Annotated in this window: 15 protein-coding genes; 4 read left to right on the plus strand and 11 right to left on the minus strand. The window is 49.7% G+C overall.

From position 1 onward, the window contains the following. Positions 1-92: 92 nt before the first annotated feature. The 5 genes from ilvD to trxA form a co-directional block, all read right to left on the minus strand. Positions 93-1,928, minus strand: a complete 1,836-nt coding sequence (ilvD, locus tag NO559_RS05435; protein WP_258330782.1) for a dihydroxy-acid dehydratase — start codon at positions 1,926-1,928, stop codon at positions 93-95. Between the two features lie 78 nt (positions 1,929-2,006). After that, the gene (gene hemW / locus NO559_RS05440) at positions 2,007-3,143 is read right to left on the minus strand and encodes a radical SAM family heme chaperone HemW (protein WP_258330783.1); all 1,137 of its coding nucleotides are present in this window, start codon (positions 3,141-3,143) and stop codon (positions 2,007-2,009) included. A gap of 54 nt (positions 3,144-3,197) precedes the next feature. Then, positions 3,198-4,661 (minus strand): 4-hydroxy-3-polyprenylbenzoate decarboxylase, encoded by a 1,464-nt coding sequence (gene ubiD, locus NO559_RS05445; RefSeq protein WP_258330784.1) that lies wholly within the window; start codon positions 4,659-4,661, stop codon positions 3,198-3,200. Between the two features lie 82 nt (positions 4,662-4,743). After that, positions 4,744-6,006 (minus strand): transcription termination factor Rho, encoded by a 1,263-nt coding sequence (gene rho / locus NO559_RS05450; RefSeq protein WP_258330785.1) that lies wholly within the window; start codon positions 6,004-6,006, stop codon positions 4,744-4,746. Between the two features lie 226 nt (positions 6,007-6,232). Further along, positions 6,233-6,559: a thioredoxin TrxA gene (trxA, locus tag NO559_RS05455; protein WP_258330786.1), complete on the minus strand. Its 327-nt coding sequence runs from the start codon at positions 6,557-6,559 to the stop codon at positions 6,233-6,235. A gap of 157 nt (positions 6,560-6,716) precedes the next feature. On the opposite strand from trxA, the gene NO559_RS05460 reads away from it, so the two are divergent. Further along, on the plus strand, positions 6,717-8,225 hold the full coding sequence (locus NO559_RS05460; protein ID WP_258330787.1) for a Ppx/GppA phosphatase family protein: 1,509 nt from the start codon (positions 6,717-6,719) through the stop codon (positions 8,223-8,225). Positions 8,226-8,234: 9 nt separating this feature from the next. Here NO559_RS05460 and NO559_RS05465 read toward each other — a convergent pair whose 3' ends face one another. Next, on the minus strand, positions 8,235-10,631 hold the full coding sequence (locus tag NO559_RS05465) for a response regulator (RefSeq protein WP_258330788.1): 2,397 nt from the start codon (positions 10,629-10,631) through the stop codon (positions 8,235-8,237). Positions 10,632-10,949: 318 nt separating this feature from the next. Here NO559_RS05465 and elbB point away from each other — a divergent pair, with 318 nt between their 5' ends. The 3 genes from elbB (at position 10,950) to NO559_RS05480 (ending at position 14,222) form a co-directional block, all read left to right on the plus strand. Next, complete coding sequence (gene elbB / locus NO559_RS05470) at positions 10,950-11,603, plus strand: isoprenoid biosynthesis glyoxalase ElbB (protein WP_258330789.1); 654 nt, start codon at positions 10,950-10,952, stop codon at positions 11,601-11,603. A 19-nt stretch (positions 11,604-11,622) separates the two neighbouring features. Continuing rightward, positions 11,623-13,014 carry an ATP-dependent RNA helicase DbpA gene (gene dbpA / locus NO559_RS05475; RefSeq protein WP_258330790.1) on the plus strand — a complete coding sequence of 464 codons (1,392 nt, stop codon included), beginning with the start codon at positions 11,623-11,625 and terminating at the stop codon, positions 13,012-13,014. 62 nt (positions 13,015-13,076) lie between these two features. Beyond that, entirely contained in the window at positions 13,077-14,222 is a 1,146-nt protein-coding gene (locus tag NO559_RS05480) for a MalY/PatB family protein (RefSeq protein WP_258330791.1), read from the plus strand. Here NO559_RS05480 and htpX read toward each other — a convergent pair. The 5 genes from htpX to NO559_RS05505 all read right to left on the minus strand — a co-directional run bounded on the left by htpX (position 14,219) and on the right by NO559_RS05505 (position 19,461). Next, positions 14,219-15,109, minus strand: coding sequence for a protease HtpX (gene htpX / locus NO559_RS05485; protein WP_258330792.1), 891 nt, complete (start codon positions 15,107-15,109; stop codon positions 14,219-14,221). The genes NO559_RS05480 and htpX overlap by 4 nt on opposite strands. 107 nt (positions 15,110-15,216) lie before the next feature. Further along, a complete protein-coding gene (locus NO559_RS05490; RefSeq protein WP_258330793.1) occupies positions 15,217-17,655 on the minus strand; it encodes an acyl-CoA dehydrogenase in 2,439 nt (812 codons plus the stop codon). 72 nt (positions 17,656-17,727) lie between these two features. Then, complete coding sequence (locus NO559_RS05495) at positions 17,728-18,345, minus strand: exopolysaccharide biosynthesis protein (RefSeq protein WP_258330794.1); 618 nt, start codon at positions 18,343-18,345, stop codon at positions 17,728-17,730. Next, positions 18,342-18,725, minus strand: coding sequence for a GFA family protein (locus NO559_RS05500; RefSeq protein ID WP_258330795.1), 384 nt, complete (start codon positions 18,723-18,725; stop codon positions 18,342-18,344). The genes NO559_RS05495 and NO559_RS05500 overlap by 4 nt, the downstream gene beginning before the upstream one ends. 73 nt (positions 18,726-18,798) lie before the next feature. Further along, a complete protein-coding gene (locus NO559_RS05505) occupies positions 18,799-19,461 on the minus strand; it encodes a YoaK family protein (RefSeq protein ID WP_258330796.1) in 663 nt (220 codons plus the stop codon). Between the last annotated feature and the right edge of the window lie 93 nt (positions 19,462-19,554).

Below are 19,554 nucleotides of genomic sequence, written 5' to 3' on the forward strand. Positions count from 1 at the left end.
TTGTAAGAAGAAAGTTTAAAGACAAAAAAACCAAGCCATAGGCTTGGTTTTTTTGAAGAGGTTTCGCTAGTTACAGCTGTTGCATAGCAGGCTTAATCCAACATAGATAAGTCTCTAACGGCACCTTTGTCGGCGCTGGTGGCCAGTAAGGCGTAGGCCTTAAGGGCTGCGCTGACTTTGCGGGGACGCTCTTTGGCAGGCTTCCAGCCTAGGGCGTCTTGCTCTACTCTGCGAGCGGCTAACTCTTCATCGCTCACTAACACATTGATGCTACGGTTAGGGATGTCGATAAGAATTTTATCGCCGTTACGAACTAGGCCTATAGCACCACCTGCGGCGGCTTCTGGCGAGGCGTGGCCTATAGATAGGCCCGAGGTGCCGCCAGAGAATCGGCCATCGGTGAGTAGCGCACAAGCTTTGCCCAAGCCCTTGGATTTAATGTAAGAGGTGGGGTATAGCATTTCCTGCATGCCGGGGCCGCCTTTAGGGCCTTCATAGCGCACAATAACGATATCGCCGGCTTTCACCTTATCATCCAAAATATTCTGTACGGCTTCATCTTGTGATTCAGTGACGTGGGCGGTGCCTTCAAAAACCAGTATAGATTCATCAACACCTGCAGTTTTAACTACGCAGCCGTCTACAGCGATATTGCCTTTTAGTACGGCTAAACCACCTTCTAAGCTAAAGGCGTGATCTATAGAGCGTATACAGCCTCTGGCGCGATCGGTATCTAAGCTAGGCCAGCGAGTAGACTGGCTAAATGCTGTTTGGGTGGGTATGCCTGCGGGGCCAGCTTTGTAGAAGGTGCGTACCGCCTCGCTGGGGTTGCGCATAATATCCCACTGCTCCAAGGCCTCGGCCATGGTGGCACTGTGTACCGTTGGTAAGTCAGTGTGTAGTACACCGGCTCTGTCCAGCTCCCCTAGTATGGCCATAATGCCGCCAGCGCGATGCACATCTTCGATGTGGTATTCCGGGGTGTTGGGGGCAACTTTACACAGCTGCGGTACGGTTTTCGAGAGGCGGTCTATATCGTCCATGGTGAAGTCGATCTCGGCTTCTTGGGCGATGGCCAGTAAATGCAAGATGGTATTGGTGGAGCCACCCATGCAGATATCTAAGGTGATGCAGTTTTCGAAGGCTTTAAAATTACCTATGTTTCTCGGTAATACGCTCTCGTCATCTTGTTCATAATAGCGCTTGGCTAGCTCAACAATCAGGTGGCCACCACGTTTAAATAATTGTTCGCGGTCAGAGTGAGTCGCTACTACGGTGCCGTTGCCGGGTAGGGCCAAGCCTAAAGCTTCAGCTAAGCAGTTCATAGAGTTGGCGGTAAACATACCTGAGCAAGAACCGCAGGTAGGGCAGGCGCTGCGCTCGTATTCGGCGACTTTCTCATCGCTGGCGCTGTCATCTACTGCTATCACCATGGCGTCAACCAGGTCTAGTTTTTGGTCGGCTAGCTTGGTTTTACCGGCTTCCATAGGGCCGCCAGTGACAAAAACTACAGGAATATTGAGGCGCATGGCTGCCATTAGCATTCCGGGGGTGATCTTATCGCAGTTGGATATGCAGACCAGCGCATCAGCGCAGTGAGCATTAACCATATACTCAACGCTATCGGCAATAATATCCCGTGAGGGCAGGCTGTAGAGCATGCCGTCGTGGCCCATGGCGATGCCATCATCCACCGCTATGGTGTTGAATTCTTTGGCAACACCGCCAGCCTTCTCAATTTCGCGGGCGACTAACTGACCCATGTCCTTAAGATGTACGTGGCCGGGGACAAATTGGGTAAAGGAGTTAGCAACGGCAATAATGGGTTTATGAAAATCGTCGTCTTTCATACCGGTAGCACGCCATAAGGCACGGGCACCGGCCATATTACGGCCACTGGTAGAGGTTTTAGAGCGATATTTCGGCATAGCGGGCCTCGAGGTGGTGATCAAAAAAAGAGAGCTATTTTAGCATAGCTCAGGGGGTGGGCTACAGCTTATGGGGTATTAAAAAGCCGCCAGCACATCGTTTAAGAAGCGGCGCCCTAAAGCGGTGGTGGCGATGCTGTCGCCGCTGCGTTGTAATAATTGCTTGTGGCTTAAGGTATTGATGGTTGCGGCTATAGCTTCAAAATCTAAGCTGGTACGCTGTTGAAATAAAGCAATACTAAAACCCTGGTGCAGGCGCAGGGCGTTCATAATAAATTCTAAGGGTAGTTCTTCGGCGCTGAGTAGGCGCGAGCCCGCGCTATAGTCGTTTTGTTTACTCAAATAATCAGCGGGGCTGCGAGTTTGCCACTGGCGCTTAATATGCTGTTGGGCTAACTGGGTAATTTTGCCATGGGCACCTGCCCCTATGCCCAGGTAGTCACCAAACTGCCAGTAGTTCGTGTTATGCCTAGAGTGTCGGCCCTGTTGGCTAAAGGCCGAGACTTCGTAATGTTGAAAACCCTGTTGTGCTAACAGGCTCTCACCTGCCTGTTGTATATCGGCTAATTGATCGTCATTGGGGATGATAGGGGGGGATTTATAAAATGCGGTGTTGGGCTCTATGGTGAGTTGATACCAGGATATATGGGGCGCCCCTAAATCTATCGCCTGTTGTAAGTCTTGCAGTGCCTGCTCGGCGGTTTGTTTGCTAAGACCGTGCATTAAATCAATATTAAAATTATCAAAGCCTGCAGCTTGTGCCCTTGAAGCAGCTAATAGCGCTTCTTCGCCATCGTGTATACGGCCCAGGTTTTTTAAATGCTGCTGATTAAAACTTTGTACACCTATAGAAAGACGATTAACACCAGCGGCTCTATAACCGGCAAATTTTTCTTGTTCAAAAGTGCCGGGGTTGGCCTCTAGGGTAATTTCTATATCGCGGCTAAAGGGTATCCGCTGTTCTACCCCTTGCAGTATCCGTGCTATCGCTTTGGCCGAAAATAAACTGGGGGTGCCGCCGCCTATAAAAATGGAATGCAAATCGCGGCCTTGTACATAAGCTAATTGAAAATCTAAATCAGCTAACAGTGCGTCAACATAGCGCTCTTCGGGTAGCGCTTGCTCGCTAGTGTGCGAATTAAAATCACAGTAGGGGCACTTACGTACACACCAAGGTATGTGTATGTATAGAGATAGTGGCGGCAGGGTTAGCATGGTGGTAAGTCGCTAGTGGGTAGTCTCTAGTCGCTAGGGGAAAAGAGATTAGGGCTAGAGGCCTAGGGTCTCCCAGAGTTCATCGACGCGTTGTTTTACTTCGTCACTCATAGCAATGGGTGTACCCCATTCGCGAGTTGTTTCGCCTGGCCATTTGTTGGTGGCATCCATACCTATTTTTGAGCCTAGGCCTGAAACTGGTGAGGCAAAATCTAAATAGTCTATGGGGGAATCTTCCACAAACATGCAGTCGCGTTTGGGGTCCATGCGCGTGGTCATGGCCCAGATTACGTCATTCCAGTCGCGGGCATTAACATCGTCGTCGGTGACGATTACAAACTTGGTATACATAAACTGACGCAGGAAAGACCACACGCCCATCATCACTCGCTTGGCGTGGCCGGCATATTGTTTCTTCATGGTCACTACCGCTAAGCGGTAAGAGCAGCCTTCGGGGGGTAAATAAAAATCCACAATTTCTGGAAATTGTTTTTTCAAAATAGGGATAAACACTTCGTTTAAGGCCAGCCCTAAAATAGCAGGCTCATCGGGTGGCCTGCCGGTGTAAGTGCTGTGATAAATCGGGTCTTCGCGGTGGGTAATATGGGTCACCGTCATTACTGGAAAACTATCGACCTCATTGTAGTAGCCGGTGTGGTCCCCAAAGGGACCTTCGTCGGCCATTTCGTCGGGCGCGATATAGCCCTCTAAAATAAACTCGGCGCTGGCGGGTACCTGTAAATCATTGCTAATCGATTTAACCACTTCGGTTTTGCTGCCGCGTAATAAACCGGCAAAAGCATATTCGCTAAGGCTGTCAGGCACTGGGGTGACGGCACCTAAAATAGTGGCGGGGTCAGCACCTAGGGCGACAGAAACGGGATAATTTTTACCGGGGTTTTTGGCCTTAAATTCTTGAAAGTCTAAAGCACCGCCGCGATGGGATAGCCAGCGCATAATTAATTTATTTTTGGCGATCACCTGCATGCGATAAATGCCTAGGTTTTGGCGTTCTTTTTCAGGGCCGCGGGTGACCACTAAGGGCCAGGTAATCAAGGGGCCGGCATCACCGGGCCAGCAGGTTTGTATGGGCAGTTCACCCAAGTCCACAGCCTCGCCTTCTTTAACATGGTATTGGCAGGAGGCGTTGCTCAGTTCTTTGGGGGCCATATTTAACACCTGTTTTAATACAGGCATTTTATCCCAGGCATCTTTTAAGCCCTTGGGTGGGTCAGGTTGGCGCAAATAGGCCAGCAGCTCACCGACTTCACGCAGTTTGCTAATGCTTTCCTGACCCATGCCCAAGGCGACACGATGCTCGGTGCCAAATAAATTGGCCAGCACTGGGGTGTTAAAACCTTTGGGGTTTTCAAACAAAATTGCGGGGCCGCCCTTGCGTAAAACACGGTCGCAGATTTCGGTCATTTCTAAATGAGGGTCTACGGCTTCGCTAATGCGAACCAGCTCGCCTTGTTGTTCTAGGGAGTTTATAAAGTCGCGAAGATCTTTATATTTCATGCGGGACAGTCTCTAGAGGTCGCCAGTCGCCAGTCACTAGATGTAGCACTGGCGACTAGTGACTAGCGGCTAGTGACTGTAATTATTTACGCTTCATGGACAGGAAGAATTCGTCGTTGGTTTTGGTGTCTTTTAAACGATCTAACAGAAACTCTATGGCGGGAGTGTCTTCCATGCCGTGTAAGAGTTTGCGCAGTATCCACATGCGCTGTAGCTCTTCTTCACCAGTTAATAGTTCTTCGCGGCGGGTGCCTGAGCGACGAATATTGATGGCGGGGTAAACACGTTTTTCGGCTATCTTGCGGTCTAGATGCAACTCCATATTGCCGGTGCCTTTAAACTCTTCGTAGATCACCTCGTCCATTTTTGAACCGGTGTCTACTAGGGCGGTGGCGATGATAGTCAGGCTGCCGCCCTCTTCTATATTACGCGCGGCACCAAAAAAACGCTTGGGGCGTTCTAGGGCGTGAGCGTCTACACCGCCGGTTAACACTTTGCCCGATGAAGGGATGATGGTGTTGTAGGCACGGGCTAGGCGGGTAATAGAGTCTAATAAAATTACCACGTCTTTTTTGTGTTCTACCAAGCGCTTGGCTTTTTCTATAACCATTTCGGCTACTTGCACATGGCGGGTGGGTGGCTCGTCAAAGGTTGAGGCAACTACCTCGGCCTGTAGTACCGAGCGCTGCATGTCGGTGACTTCTTCCGGGCGCTCGTCGATTAACAAGACGATGACATAACACTCGGGATTATTGCGCACTATGCTCTGCGCCATGTTTTGCATCATTAAGGTTTTACCCGCCTTGGGTGGTGCCACGATTAAACCGCGCGCGCCTTTACCTATGGGGGCAGTTAAATCGATGATGCGGCCGGTTAAATCTTCGGTGGAGCCGTTACCGGCTTCAAGGCGCATGCGTTCGTTGGGGAAGAGGGGGGTAAGGTTTTCAAATAAGACTTTGTTCTTGGATTTGCCGGGCTCGGTGTAGTTAACGTCGTTAACCTTGAGTAGGGCAAAATAGCGTTCACCGTCTTTAGGGGGGCGTATCTTGCCAGAAATAGTGTCGCCGGTGCGTAGGTTAAAGCGGCGTATCTGGCTGGGCGATACATAAATATCATCAGGCCCTGCTAAATATGAACAATCTGCTGAACGTAAGAAGCCAAAGCCATCTTGGAGGATTTCTAATACGCCGTCGCCGTAAATGTCCTCTCCGCTTTTAGCGTGACGCTTTAATATGGAGAAAATAATGTCTTGTTTGCGAGAGCGGGCGATGTTGTCTAGGCCAATCTCTTTGGCGATATCCAATAGTTCTTGGGTAGGTTTGGTTTTTAGGTCGGTTAAGTTCATAAGATTGTATTTGTGATGAATGGAATAGAAACATCAAATGATGGACGCGGGCGCGTCATACCTGAATGTTTTGGAGTTTATAATTCTGATTCTTAGATAAGATTGGTGAAATAGCCACAGGACATGCAGCTACGTTTCAATCTAACACTGAATTTACAAAGCGTCCAGCCCCATTTGCGTTTTTTTATGGTTGGTACGCGGCTAGGGGCTGGTGAGCGGTATAGGCTTAGATGGCAGCGTCGATGAACTCAGTCAGTTGAGCTTTAGAGAGCGCCCCTACTTTAGTGGCTTCGGCTGCGCCATTTTTGAAGATGATTAACGTGGGTATGCCGCGTATACCAAATTTAGGTGCAGTCTCTTTGTTGGCATCAACATCGATTTTGCAGATTTTCAGCTTGCCTGCATAATCACCGGCGATTTCTTCTAATACAGGAGCGATCATTTTACAGGGGCCACACCATTCTGCCCAAAAGTCGACAAGTACAGGCAAGTCAGAGTTCAGGACATCGGCCTCAAAGCTGGCGTCAGTTACGTGGATGATGTTGTCGCTCATGGATATCTCCATTAATAAAAATCAGTTAACAAAATAAGGACTGGTAAAAAAGGAGCTCATCTTAGCACTGTTACTGTGAATATCGAAACCCAATTAATTGCGCTGATTAGTGCTAGAAAGCAGTAATAATGGGCTAAGTGCTCTAGAATCTATCGTTATGAAAAATAATTATACAAACAACGGTGCCTTATTCGCTGCTATCGATATAGGTTCCAATAGCTTTCACATGATTATAGCTAGGTGCCACCAAGGTGAGTTACGGCCCATAGAGCGCATAGGTGAAAAGGTGCAACTAGCGGCGGGCATGGAGGCTGGGCAATTAAGCCCGGATGCCATGGCGCGTGGCTTGGCTTGTTTGCGGCGTTTAAGGCAGCGCTTGGATGCCTGGCCACAGTTATCGCTGCGGGCTGTAGCCACCAATGCGGTGCGCGCGGCTAAAAATGCGCGTGAGTTTATAGAGCCCGCAGAGGCGATTTTAGGCTGCGCCATAGAGACTATAGCCGGCAGGGAAGAAGCGAGATTAGTGTATTTGGGGGTGGCGCATAGTTTGGCTGATGATGCCGACAAGCGCTTAGTCATAGACATAGGCGGCGGCAGTACTGAGATAATCGTGGGCGAGCGTTTTCAGCCCCAGCTTACGGAAAGCCTGCATATGGGCTGTGTTTCCTATTTGCAGTATTTCCCGCAGGGGCAAATCACCCGTGAGGGCTTTCAAGAGGCTTACAATGCCGCCTATAGAGAGGTGCTGAATGTGCGCGGCCAATATCTGGGGCGCTGGCAAAAGTGTATAGGCGCTTCGGGCACCTTGCTGGCCATAGAGCAGGTGCTGATAAAGTATGAGTTTTCTAAAAGTGGTATAGACCACGAAAATCTGGTGCCGCTATTAGAGATGCTGCTCACCTTTGAGCATTTAGATGCGGTGTCCTTTCAGGGTTTAAAAGAAGATAGACGGCAAGTGTTTGCCTCGGGCTTAGCCATCACTATGGCCCTGTTCGATGCCCTGAATATAGAGCGCATGAGCTTGTCGGATGGGGCCCTGAGAGAAGGTGTATTGTACGACCAGCTGGGCCGTTTAGAGCATGTTGATGTGAGGGAACACAGTGTGCAGGCACTGGAGCGGCGTTACGATGTAGACACCAGCCGCGCTAAGGCTATAGAGGAGTTTGCCCTTAGTATTTTTGACAAGGTCTCAGAGGGATGGGCGCTGCAAGCCCACCCCGATCGCCGCTTATTAGTGTGGGCGGCGCGGCTGCATGAGATTGGTTTGGCGGTATCCCATAGTCATTTTCATAAGCATGGCGAGTACCTGATACGCCATGCCGATTTGGCTGGGTTCTCTAGGGGTGAGCAAGAGGGCTTAGCTTTGTTGGTGCGTGCCCACAGACGTAAATTCCCTGCCAATATATACGCCAAACTGGACTGGCCTGCTGACAGTAAGCGGCGGCTGCGCTGCGTGGCGGTGATTTTGCGCTTAACCATACTGCTCAAACACTTGGACCCGGTAGAGGTATTGCCGCAGTTTGAGGTGACGCCGGTGGGAGGTGATGGCCTATTACTGGCTTTCCCCGAAGGCTGGCTGGCCGACAAGCCGCTTACTGCCGCTGAACTGGCGCAGGAAAGCGACAGCTTAGCGGCTATAGGCTTTGGCCTAAGAGTGCTGGGCTAGCCTTGTCAGCTAGCCAGACGAGAGTAGCTTGGCGCGTTTAAAGGCGCGCGCCAAATCGGCTAGGTTAACGGGCTTGGCTAGATAATCATCCATACCCGCCTGGCTGACCTCGCGGCGATGCTCCTGCAGTGCGTGGGCGGTTAGCGCCACTATGCGGCAGGGCTCTAGATGATGGGTTGCTTCAAATTTGCGTATGCGGCGGGCGGCTTCAAAGCCATCCATGATAGGCATGTCGCAATCCATAAAAATGATGTCAAAAGCCTGTTCAGGCTGGCAGATCAGGTCTACCGCTTGCTTGCCGTTTTCTACAAATACGGGCTCTACCCCAAACTTACTGAGTAAGCCCTTAATGACTATGCGGTTAACGGCATTGTCTTCGGCGGCCAGTACGCGGGTGCCGGCGATGACGCTGAGCTTGCGGTCAAAACGGCTGTAGTCGTGCATGGCGGGGACTTTACCCAAGCTCTGCGCTAAACACAGTTTAAGCGTAGACGGGGTAATAGGCTTGCGTATCACTTTATATATATTGAGCTCTTTGAGTTGCTGCTCTGAAATAGCCTCATCACTGGCGGTAACAATAAAGATAGGCGTGTCCTTGAGTGCAGCTACTGCTCGTATTTGGCTGGCCAATTCTAGGCCGCTAATATCCGGCAAAATCAGGTCTAGCACAATAAAGTCATAGGGTTTGTTATTAGCTGCGGCCTTGCTAAGCATGTTAACCGCGTCGGCCCCTAAGGCTAGGGTATGGGTGTTCATGCCCCAGCTTAAGCTGTGGTGATACATGACCTCGCAGAAATACTCGTTATCTTCCACGATTAGCAGGCGCTTAGCGGTTAGGGCGGTGCTGATAGTAATGTCGTGTGAGGGGGAGTCGGCAACATCGTCGCACAGGCTAAACTGAGCGCTAAACCAAAACGTAGAGCCCTGATCCACTGTACTTTCTACGCCTATCTGGCCACCCATCAGCTCGGCCAGTTGTTTGCAAATGGCTAAGCCCAAACCCGTGCCACCGTATTTGCGGGTGGTGGAGTTGTCGGCCTGATTAAAGGAGTCGAACAGGTGGGGCAGCATTTCTGGGTTAATGCCTATGCCGGTATCCTTCACCGAAAAACGAATAATGGGGCGGTCTATAGGGCTGTTCTTTTCACGCTGGATTTCTAGAGCTATATGGCCCTCGCGGGTAAACTTAAAGGCATTGCCCAGTAAGTTAATCAGTATTTGTCGCAACCGCGTAGGATCACCCTTGAGCCGCAACGGCGTGGTGGGGCTAACGCTGCCGATTAAATCCAGGTTGCTTTTGCTGGCGGTAGCGCCAAACAGCTGGATGCAGTCTTCGGCTAATTCCTCAAGGTTAAAGCTGGTTTGCTCTATGGTCATTTTACCGGCTTCAATTTTGGAATAGTCGAGTATGTCGTTAATAATCTCAATTAAGGTTTCACCCGAGCGATAAATAATATCCAGATAATGTTTTTGGGTTTCCGTTAGGTTGGTGTCTTGCAATAGCTCTACCATGCCTATGACGCCGTTCATGGGGGTGCGTATTTCGTGGCTCATAGTGGCTAAGAATTGGCTTTTTGCTTGGCTGGCAGCCGCCGCTATATGGGCTTCGCGTTGCGATTGCAGCTTGGCGTCTTTTTCTTTTAATAAATCGTTTTCTACTCGGCGGCGCTGTTCTATATCTTGCAACAGGGTGTTGCGCATTTGATTAATGGAGTTCACCACCTTGTCTATCTCATCGGGGGTGGTGCGTAGTTTTTTATCTTTTAATACCAGTGGGTTACCTAGGTCATCGAGGTTGAGGGTGCTGGTATAGTGGGTGATTTGGTTGAGGTGGCGAATCAGGTAGCGCCGGATGGCTAATAAAATAATCGTGGTTAACACGATAATATCCAAGCTTTGCATCATGGCGGTAAAGGTCGCCTGCTGCCACAGGCGCTGGTATACCCCGGTGAGCGAAGTGGTGATCTCGATGGTGCCCAGCTGTTGGACTTCGGTGTCGCTGTCTTGGTACACCAGGGGGTGGGTGGTGACATAGGCATTTTCCGCCAAGCGCTGGTATTCTTCGGTGCTGATATTATCGCGTTGATGCTCACGGGTTTTGGCGCTGTTGTTCCAGTCGTTCCAGGTAATAGCAACCTTAATCACGTCTTCTACATCTAAAATGCCCTTTACCTGTACGGTGAGCTGCTCTTCATCAAAACTCCACAGGCTTTTGGCGATACTGGGCAGGGTGCTGATGCGGATTTGATCTATACGTTGTTCAATGTTGCTAAGATCGCTGCGGTAGTTGAGGTAGATCTGAAAGCTAATGCCTATGGCCGCTACTATAAGGCCGCAGCCTAAAGTAATAAGTAGTAGCTTGGTGGCTATGGGGTTTTTTAAATTGTTAACGAGGTTTCTTAGCATTGGCGGTTCGGTATAGTTTTAGGTTTGCCTGTGATGGCGTTTATAAATCGCGGCTTAGCACTTCACCGAGTGTAGCAGGGATGATTTATTCTGGTAGTGTTAGTCATTGATTTGACATGATTATTTACTGGCTGCTGGCTGATTTTTGGCAGTTTGAGCTAATGTCAGCAACGGTATTGGCATTGCGCTGGTATACTGGCGCTGTTTCGCGGGCTCAGCTTTGAGCAGCAATTGTTAGCGCGGCGCTGTAGTAGCGTTATAGGGTGTAGGGCCGTTAACAACAATTAAATATGAGTAAGACAGTAAAAAGGAAACACTATGAAAAAAGTAGCCGTAGTTTTAGCCGGTTGTGGCGTTTATGACGGTAGTGAAATCAATGAGGCAGTATTGACCCTGCTTAGCCTAGAGCAAGAAGGCGCTAGCTATCAATGCTATGCCCCGGATGTAGAGCAAATGCATGTGGTTAATCATCTCACTGGCGAGGTAAGTGAGGGCGAGAGCCGTAATGTATTAGTAGAGGCGGCGCGCATAGCTCGCGGCGAGATTAAGCCTTTAAGCACAGCCAATGCGGCAGACTACGACGCATTAGTGGTACCCGGCGGTTTTGGCGCAGCAAAAAATTTATCGGACTTTGCGGTTAAAGGTGCAGCGCTAACGGTGCAGGCTGATTTACTTAAGCTGGCGCAGGCCATGCGGGCGGCTAATAAGCCGGTAGGCTTAATCTGCATTGCGCCTACTATGTCGGCAGCGATTTTTGGTGAGGGCGTTAAATGCACCATAGGTCACGATGCCGAAGTGGCAGCCGCTATTACCAGCATGGGCGCTGAGCATGTAGATTGTGGTGTAGAGCACAGCATAGTCGACAGCAAAAACAAATTGGTCACTACCCCGGCCTATATGTTGGCGGGCTCGGTATTAGAGGCTTATAAAGGCATACATAGCTGTGTCAAAAACGTATTGGCCATGGCCTAATTAACGACTGGTGTAAACTTTGAAACATTCCCCCAATGCCGCGCAATTATTCACCAGCTTGAATTTGCCAGAAGCATTAACGCAAAACCTAGCCTCTATGGCTTACCACAACATGACCGATATACAGGCGGCGGCGTTGCCGCCCGCCCTAGCAGGGCAGGATTTAATTGCGCAAGCCAAAACTGGCAGTGGTAAAACTGCAGCTTTTGCCATCCCTTTATTATTAAAAATTAATCCGCGTGATTTCGGTGCGCAGGCCTTAATACTGTGTCCCACTCGCGAGCTCAGCACGCAGGTAGCGAATGAAATTCGCAAGCTCGCTCGTTACCAACAAAATATTAAAGTGGTGACCCTATGTGGCGGCCAATCCATAGGCCCGCAAATTGGTTCTTTAGAACATGGTGCGCATATTATTGTGGGTACGCCGGGGCGTATTAAAGATCACCTGCGTAAAAAAACCTTAGACATTTCACGGGTCAATACCGTGGTATTGGATGAGGCCGATAGAATGCTGGACATGGGCTTTATGGAAGATTTGCAAGGTATAGTCGCGCAAACTCCCAGCCAGCGTCAGACCTTATTATTTTCCGCCACCTATCCCGACGACATAGAGGCCTTAAGCCGCCAGTTTCAACAACAGCCACAACGAGTGAGTGTGGAAAGCCATCACGATGATGCAGTGATAGAGCAGCAGTTTTATCTCTGTGAAAAATCGCAGCGCTTCGAGTCCGTGTATAAATTACTCAACGCCTATGCGCCCGACTCCGCCATATTATTTTGCAACACCAAGCAATATGTGCGCGATGTGTGCAAATATTTAAATGACAGAGGCGTGAGTGCCGCAGCCCTGCATGGCGATATGGAACAGCGCGATAGAGATCAAGTGTTTGTACAATTTAAACAGCAAAGCTGTCGTTTTTTAGTAGCCACCGATGTGGCCGCTAGAGGCTTGGATGTAGATGAATTACCTATGGTGATTAATGTCGAGTTACCCCGCGACCCTGCTATTTATGTACATCGTGTAGGCCGCACTGGCCGCGCTGGTAAAGAGGGCTTCGCCCTAAGCCTATGTGTGGATAGCGAGCGCTATAAACTCGATGCTATAGCCGACTACCAACAACGGGAAATAGAGTTCGAAGTAATAGAGCAGGTAGCAGATACACTAGCCGACCTTAGCCCCAGCGTTAGCACCCTGTGCATAGCCGGTGGCCGCAAACAAAAAGTGCGTCCCGGTGATATTTTAGGAGCGCTAACCGGTGAGGCCGGTATAGACGGTAAGGCGGTAGGTAAAATTAATGTGCTGGATTATGTGGCCTACGTGGCGGTAGAAAACAAACTAGCAGATAAAGCCTTGGGCCGTTTAATCAACGGTAAAATTAAAGGACGTAAATTTAAAGTTAGAAAATTGTAGCCGGTGTGGTGTTTATTAAAGGATTAAAGATTAAAGATTAAAGGTTTAAAAGTTAACAGCTTATGAGCGATTTAATAGCCGAACATTTTGATCGCAGCCCCGATAGAAAAAGCAGCGGCGCTATGAAGTGGAATCACTACGATGAAGCTTTATTGCCGCTGTGGGTGGCCGACTCCGATTTTAAATGCGCCCAGCCTATCATTGATGTGTTGCAGCAAGCGGTAGCTCAAGGTACTTATGGTTATCACTTGCCCAGTCGTTCAGCGAATGCGGCGGTAACAACGTGGTTGCAGCGCAGGCATGGCTGGGTCATAGAGGATGACTGGCTAGTGTGGTTGCCCGGGGTGGTGTCGGCTTTTAATGTGGCCTGTTGTGCTTACTCTCAGCCCGGTGACAAAGTGCTGGTGCAGTTGCCTAATTATAAGCCTCTGCGTTTATCCCCAGGCATTAACCAGCGTGAATTAGCGCCTATCGCTACGGTGAATGTGGCCGGGCGCTGGCAATTAGATTTGGATGATTTAGAGCGGCAGGCTGCCGATCCGCGCAGCCGTTTATTACTGTTGTGTAATCCCATGAACCCCTGCGGTTCGGTATTAACCGCGGCAGAGTTGCAACGCATAGCAAGTATTTGTTTAAAGCATAATGTCATCCTGTGCTCAGACGAAATTCATTGCGACTTAATTCTTAATCCTGATGAGCAGCATATACCCGCTGGCAGTTTGCCCAATATAGGTGAGCAAAGCATCACCATTATGGCGGCCAATAAAACCTTTAATGTGGCGGGTTTAAGTTCGGCCTTTGCCATTATCCCCGATAAAAAACAGCGACTACGTTTTCAAAAAACGGCTATGGGCATAGTACCCTGGGCCAATTATATGGGGGTGTTGGCTACCGAGGCGGCGTTTACCCTGTGCGATGATTGGTATCAGGCGCAGCTGAATTATTTACGCGGCAATCGCGATTATTTAGCGCAGCAGTTTGCACAGTTAGCGGGTTTTGAATACCAGCCAGCGGCGGCGACATTTTTAGCGTGGGTGGATGCCAGTGGTTTGGGGGTGTCGGATGTGCAGGCGTATATGATGGCTAAGGGCTTGGCGCCTTCGCCGGGCAGCGATTTTGGTTGGGGGCAGTTTACTAGAATTAATTTTGCCTGCCCTAGAAAGCATCTAGAGCAGGCGATAGCGCGCTTACAAAGTAAAAGCGATTAGTAGGATTGCTGTTGCTGCAACGCCGCAATGCGCTGATCTAAGGGCGGGTGGCTGGCAAACAGTGCGGCAAAGTTCATTTTACCTTCACCACGTATGCCAAAGGCCACTAATTCGCCGGTCATTTCACTGGGCTGTTCGTACTCGGCTTTTAAGCTGGCCAAGGCACTAATCATGGCAGCGGGGCTAACTAAGTGCGCGCCAGCTTGGTCGGCTCTAAACTCGCGGCGGCGACTAAACCAAGCCACTACCACCGAGGCTAAAATAGCTAAAACAATTTCGGCAGCAATGGTAGCAACATAATAACCTATGCCGTAGCCGCGTTCGTTTTTAAGTAGCACGCGGTCGACAAAGTGACCGATGATGCGAGCAAAGAACATCACAAAGGCGTTGACCACCCCTTGAATTAACGCCAGCGTAACCATATCACCATTGGCGACGTGGCCTATTTCATGGCCAATAACCGCTTCAACTTCATCGCGGCCCATGCGCTGTAATAAGCCAGTGGATACCGCTACCAGCGCGTTGTTTTTATTCCAGCCGGTGGCAAAGGCATTGGATTGTGGCGAGTGGAATATACCCACTTCCGGCATACCTATACCGGCTTTTTTGGCCAGCCTAGCTACGGTGTCGTAAATCCACTTTTCCTCTTGGGTGCGGGGTTGCTCAATAATCTGTACCCGCATAGCGCGCTTGGCCATCCACTTGGACAGCAGCAGCGATACCATGGAACCCGCCATACCAAACACCAAGCAGAAAATTAGCAGTGAGTTGAGGTTGAGGTTGCCGTTGGCTTCTAAATAATGCCCCACCCCTAAAAGATTAAGGGTAATAGATGCCACCACTATAACGGCTAAGTTGGTGAGTAAAAATAAAGCGATTCTTAGCATGTTTGCTCTCGTCTAAAAGTTAAGCGCCATAAGGGCGGTTGCAGACTATATGGGTACTAGTAGATGAATTTCAATGTTTATAGTTCCTAGTTCTGGTTGTAGAGGTACTAGCCCTTAGTAAAAAAATCTTTCTCAAAATCGTCCACCTGTATGGCATCGTCCACGGCTGCCAGCGCTTGAGTATACAGCTCAGCCTCCTCGGTGGAGAGTATCTCGCCCGCTACCGCTTGTTGCGCCAAGGTGGCCGTGTCGTTAAGCGGGTGTAGTTTGCCTTGTTTGATAGCGGCCTTAATTTTTTTGCTGGCAGCGGCGGCGGCCAGGGTTAGGGCGAAGGCATTTTCTACGCGGCCCACTGGGTCGTTGGGGTCTTCGTTGCGGTATACCCCTGCTACCAGCCGGTCGCGGCTGACGCTTTGGCTTAGCAGTATGGCCGCGGCCTGTTTATCTAAACTGTCGCTGGGCAGGGAGTAACAGCGGCCATAGGGGAATAGGGCAAAGCGCAACATGCCGCCCAAGTATTTAACCGGGTAGTTAGCCAGGGTGGCAAATAAGGCCTGCTGCAATTGGTAGATGCAATACTGCATGGACCAGTGCATTAAGGGCTCATCTTCTGCCGGGCAGCCATCGTCGTGGTAGCGTTTTAATATGGCCGAGGCTAGGTATAAATAACTTAAGCCATCACCTAATCTCGCCGAGGTGCGCTCTTTAAATTTTAATTCGCCGCCTAATAAGGCCAGGGTAACGTCGCTAACAAAGGCAAAGTCGGCAGATAAGCGGGTGAGCTGTTTAAAGTAGGGCTTGGTGGCCGCTACGCTGTTTTTAGGTGTAAACACGAAACGAGCACAGCTTAAACCCAGCCACACACTACGTACTTTTAAACGCAGGGCATGGCCTAGGTGGGCGAACAGAGCCTGGTCAAAATCCATCAGCCCCAGTTCGGGGTTGTCGTTTTGTATCGCCTGCATCTCTTGCAATAAGTAGGGGTGGCAGCGTATAGAACCCTGGCCAAAAATCATCAGGTTGCGAGTGAGTATATTGGCGCCTTCTACGGTGATGCTAATCGGCACCGATTTATAAGCATTGGCTAGATAATTACGCGGCCCGCAAATAATACCGCGGCCGCCGTGTATATCCATGGCGTGGTCTACCACGCGGCGCATGGTTTCGGTGTTGTGGTATTTTAATACCGCCGACAGTACCGAGGGCTTCTCTTTATTGTCTACAAAGCTGACCGTGAGCACGCGCGCACTATCCATTAAATAGGTGAGTGCGGCTATGGGAGCCAGCGCCTCTTCTACCCCTTCAAAATAACCTATGGGGGAATTAAATTGCTCGCGTATGCGGCTGTAGGCGCCGGTGGTTAAACAGGCTAGTTTGCCGGCACCGGTGCTAAGGGCGGGCAATGATACCGAGCGCCCTACCGATAAGCAGTTCATTAACATAGACCAGCCGCGACCTATGCCGCTACTGCCGCCGATAATGTAATCCAGCGGTATAAACACATCTTCGCCTGAGGTGGGGCCATTCATAAAAGGGGTTTCTAAAGGCCAGTGACGGTTGCCGGTATTAACACCGGGTAAGTCGGTGGGGATAAGGGCGCAGGTGACTCCCAGCTCGGGCTCATCGCCCAGTAGGTTGTCGGGGTCATAGGCTTTAAAGGCCAAGCCTAACACTGTAGCTACCGGCGCTAAGGTGATATAGCGCTTGCTCCAAGTGAGCGATAAACCCAGTACATCGTCTTGCCCCTGCCAGCTGCGCTTGCACACTATGCCTTGGTCAATAATGGCACCAGCATCAGAGCCTGCTTGGGTTGAGGTCAAGCCAAAGCAGGGGATGTCGTCACCACAGGCCAGCCTAGGCAGATAATGTTGGCGCTGTTCATCGGTGCCGTACACCATTAATAATTCGGCGGGGCCTAAGGAGTTGGGTACCATCACAGTGACCGCGGCAGTAATGCTGCGGGTAGAGATTTTCATTACCACGGTAGAGTGGGCCAAGGCCGACATGCCTAAGCCGCCGTAAGATTTGGGTATGATCATGCCCAAAAAGCCCTGCTCTTTAATAAAGGTCCAGACTTCGGCGGGTAAATCTTTATGCTCGTGGGTAATGCGCCAGTCGTCTAGCATTTGGCACAGCTGCTCGGTGGGGCCGTCTATAAAGGCCTGTTCTTCGCTGCTAAGGCTGGGTTTGGGGGTGTCTAAAAAACTTTGCCAGTCGGGGTCGCCGCTAAAGAGTTCACCGTCCCAGCCTACTGTGCCGGCCTCCAGGGCTTCGCGTTCGGTGCTGGATAGCTCGGGTAAAATTTTGCCAGCCCATAAAAAAACCGGGCGGCTAATAAATTGGCGGCGTAACTGTGGCAGGCCTAAAATAAAAACGGCAGCGGCGGCGATTAGCCACAACATAGCGGCGCCCAGCCAGCTAGCCTGTGGCCACCATAGGCTGTAGGCCAGTGCGCAGGCAACAAAAAAACCTATCCATAGATAGCGGTTAATACCCCAATAAATGAGGGTTAAGATTAAACCTAAAAACAACAGTAGCAATAACATCAAGCAACTCCCTGCAAGTGTATGTATATATCTCTTATACCTTAGTTGATTTTGGCAATAATAAAATAAGGATTAGTGGCTAACTTGATTGAAAAACAACAGCAGACTTTCAATGGCGACTGAGGCGATAACATAACCTATAGCTAAAGCAAGCAAGGCCGCGACCAGGCTAATAATAATAAACAGGCCATCGCGCTCCAGTAAGCCCATGGCCATAATAATAATGGCAATAGCGGGCGGCAGATTGCTAAAAGGCAGCGGTAACATAATCACCAGGCATAGCGTAAACACAATAGCGCCTAAGACGTTGAGTGCCGGCGGCTGAGTCAACTGTAGGGCGCGGGGTTTGATATAGGCTTCGATTTTAATGATTTGCCCTAAGCATTTTTCACCTATGCGATGAACCATGGCACTATCAATTTGATAGCGTCGAATAAAAACCGGAAAGGCTGGTGTCGTATAACCGGCTAGCATTTGCAGGCCTATCACTGCCATCGCCAAACCGGAAAAAATCGATACCCCCGGTATTAAGCTAACTGCGGCTAACAGCAGTAATACACCACCAAAAGAGCGGCGCTGAAATGGCGCCATGAGTGTTTCTATACTGACATTGTCTTCTGGCAGCTCGGCTAAGATACGCGCCAATAGTGCAGAGGTTTGTTCGTTACCATTTGTGGTTTTTTTGCTCATAGAGTTTTGCTTTTATGGGCCAGTGTGTGCGCATGTTGCTCCCAGTTTTGACCATCAAAGTTACTAATGTTGATAGAAACTGGGCGGGTGTCCAGGCAGTGTACATTGATGTCTATGCCGTCGGGGTTGGAGCGTGGCGTGTAAAAAGGTTTGATGCCGCAGTGGCGACAAAAAGTGTGTTTGGCTATGCCAGAGTTAAAAGTGTAAGTGCTGAGGTCCTGTTCGCCGCTAAGCAGTTTAAAGCGATTGAGGGGCAGGATTAAATGTAGGTAATTAGATTTAGCGCAAATAGAGCAGTTGCAGTAATCCGCTTCTAAATGCTGGTCAGCTTCGATCTCAAAGCGTATAGCCTGGCAGTGACAGCTACCTTGGTAAATCATAGGGGGTCCTTGTAATATTCTCGCCGCTTTGTTGTTGGCTTATGGAGTATAGATCACAACCGGGTAGCCAGGCTTAGTGGCCTGTTTTACTCGCGTAGCTGTGATAGCTAAGTGCTAGGCAAAAGCAAATCAGTGCGGGTATTAACAATGCTAAAAATTGATAATGCGCATAGGCGACGGCGCCCAGTGTGCCACCACTGATAAAACCGCTAACAATTAATAAAAATAATATGGCCTTTCTTTTATCAAAGCCGCCCCCTTTGATTGCGCTGCCTATCATAATGCCCAAGTCGGTAAAGATGCCGGTAACATGTGTGGTTCTTACTACCGCACCGCTATAGGTAGTGGCGAGCGCGTTTTGTAAGCCGCAAGCTGATGAGGCTAGGTAGTGGCCGTAATACGAGCCTTGTCGTAATAACAGTAGTGCGGTCAGTAATAGGCAGCCCTCTATAAATAATAAAGTGCCATAGTGGCGCCCCAGTTTTAATGAGTTACCAGAAAGTAATAGTCCGGATAGTACGGCGCCTAATAAAAAACTTAGTAGCACCGCTAGCAGATGAAATACATCGCTTAGTGAACCATTAATCAGACCTGCACCCACTAAGGTGGCGGTGCCGGATAAATGTGAAATCGCTTGGTGTTTAAACCCCAGCAAACCCACGGCGTTGACCCAGCCGGCAGTGAGCGCGAGCACGAAAGCGCCGTATTCCACCCACTTAGGTAATTTAGAAATCACATTTAACCCTGCTAAGTAAAAAATATTAACACTGCATTAAAGGGCAACTACTATAGCATTAGTGCTGTGTTTTAAGCTATGTGCTGTTATAGG

This window comes from Dasania sp. GY-MA-18 (assembly GCF_024734385.1).
GTDB lineage: Bacteria > Pseudomonadota > Gammaproteobacteria > Pseudomonadales > Dasaniaceae > Dasania > Dasania phycosphaerae.

Bases quoted from the DNA above. Each gene is read 5' to 3' on its own strand.
- htpX (WP_258330792.1), bottom strand. From the start codon at position 15,109: ATGCTAAGAATCGCTTTATTTTTACTCACCAACTTAGCCGTTATAGTG.
- NO559_RS05465 (WP_258330788.1), bottom strand. From the start codon at position 10,631: ATGCTAAGAAACCTCGTTAACAATTTAAAAAACCCCATAGCCACCAAG.
- trxA (WP_258330786.1), bottom strand. From the start codon at position 6,559: ATGAGCGACAACATCATCCACGTAACTGACGCCAGCTTTGAGGCCGAT.
- NO559_RS05495 (WP_258330794.1), bottom strand. From the start codon at position 18,345: ATGAGCAAAAAAACCACAAATGGTAACGAACAAACCTCTGCACTATTG.
- NO559_RS05490 (WP_258330793.1), bottom strand. From the start codon at position 17,655: ATGTTATTGCTACTGTTGTTTTTAGGTTTAATCTTAACCCTCATTTAT.
- rho (WP_258330785.1), bottom strand. From the start codon at position 6,006: ATGAACTTAACCGACCTAAAAACCAAACCTACCCAAGAACTATTGGAT.
- NO559_RS05460 (WP_258330787.1), top strand. From the start codon at position 6,717: ATGAAAAATAATTATACAAACAACGGTGCCTTATTCGCTGCTATCGAT.
- hemW (WP_258330783.1), bottom strand. From the start codon at position 3,143: ATGCTAACCCTGCCGCCACTATCTCTATACATACACATACCTTGGTGT.
- NO559_RS05480 (WP_258330791.1), top strand. From the start codon at position 13,077: ATGAGCGATTTAATAGCCGAACATTTTGATCGCAGCCCCGATAGAAAA.
- NO559_RS05500 (WP_258330795.1), bottom strand. From the start codon at position 18,725: ATGATTTACCAAGGTAGCTGTCACTGCCAGGCTATACGCTTTGAGATC.
- ubiD (WP_258330784.1), bottom strand. From the start codon at position 4,661: ATGAAATATAAAGATCTTCGCGACTTTATAAACTCCCTAGAACAACAA.
- ilvD (WP_258330782.1), bottom strand. From the start codon at position 1,928: ATGCCGAAATATCGCTCTAAAACCTCTACCAGTGGCCGTAATATGGCC.
- elbB (WP_258330789.1), top strand. From the start codon at position 10,950: ATGAAAAAAGTAGCCGTAGTTTTAGCCGGTTGTGGCGTTTATGACGGT.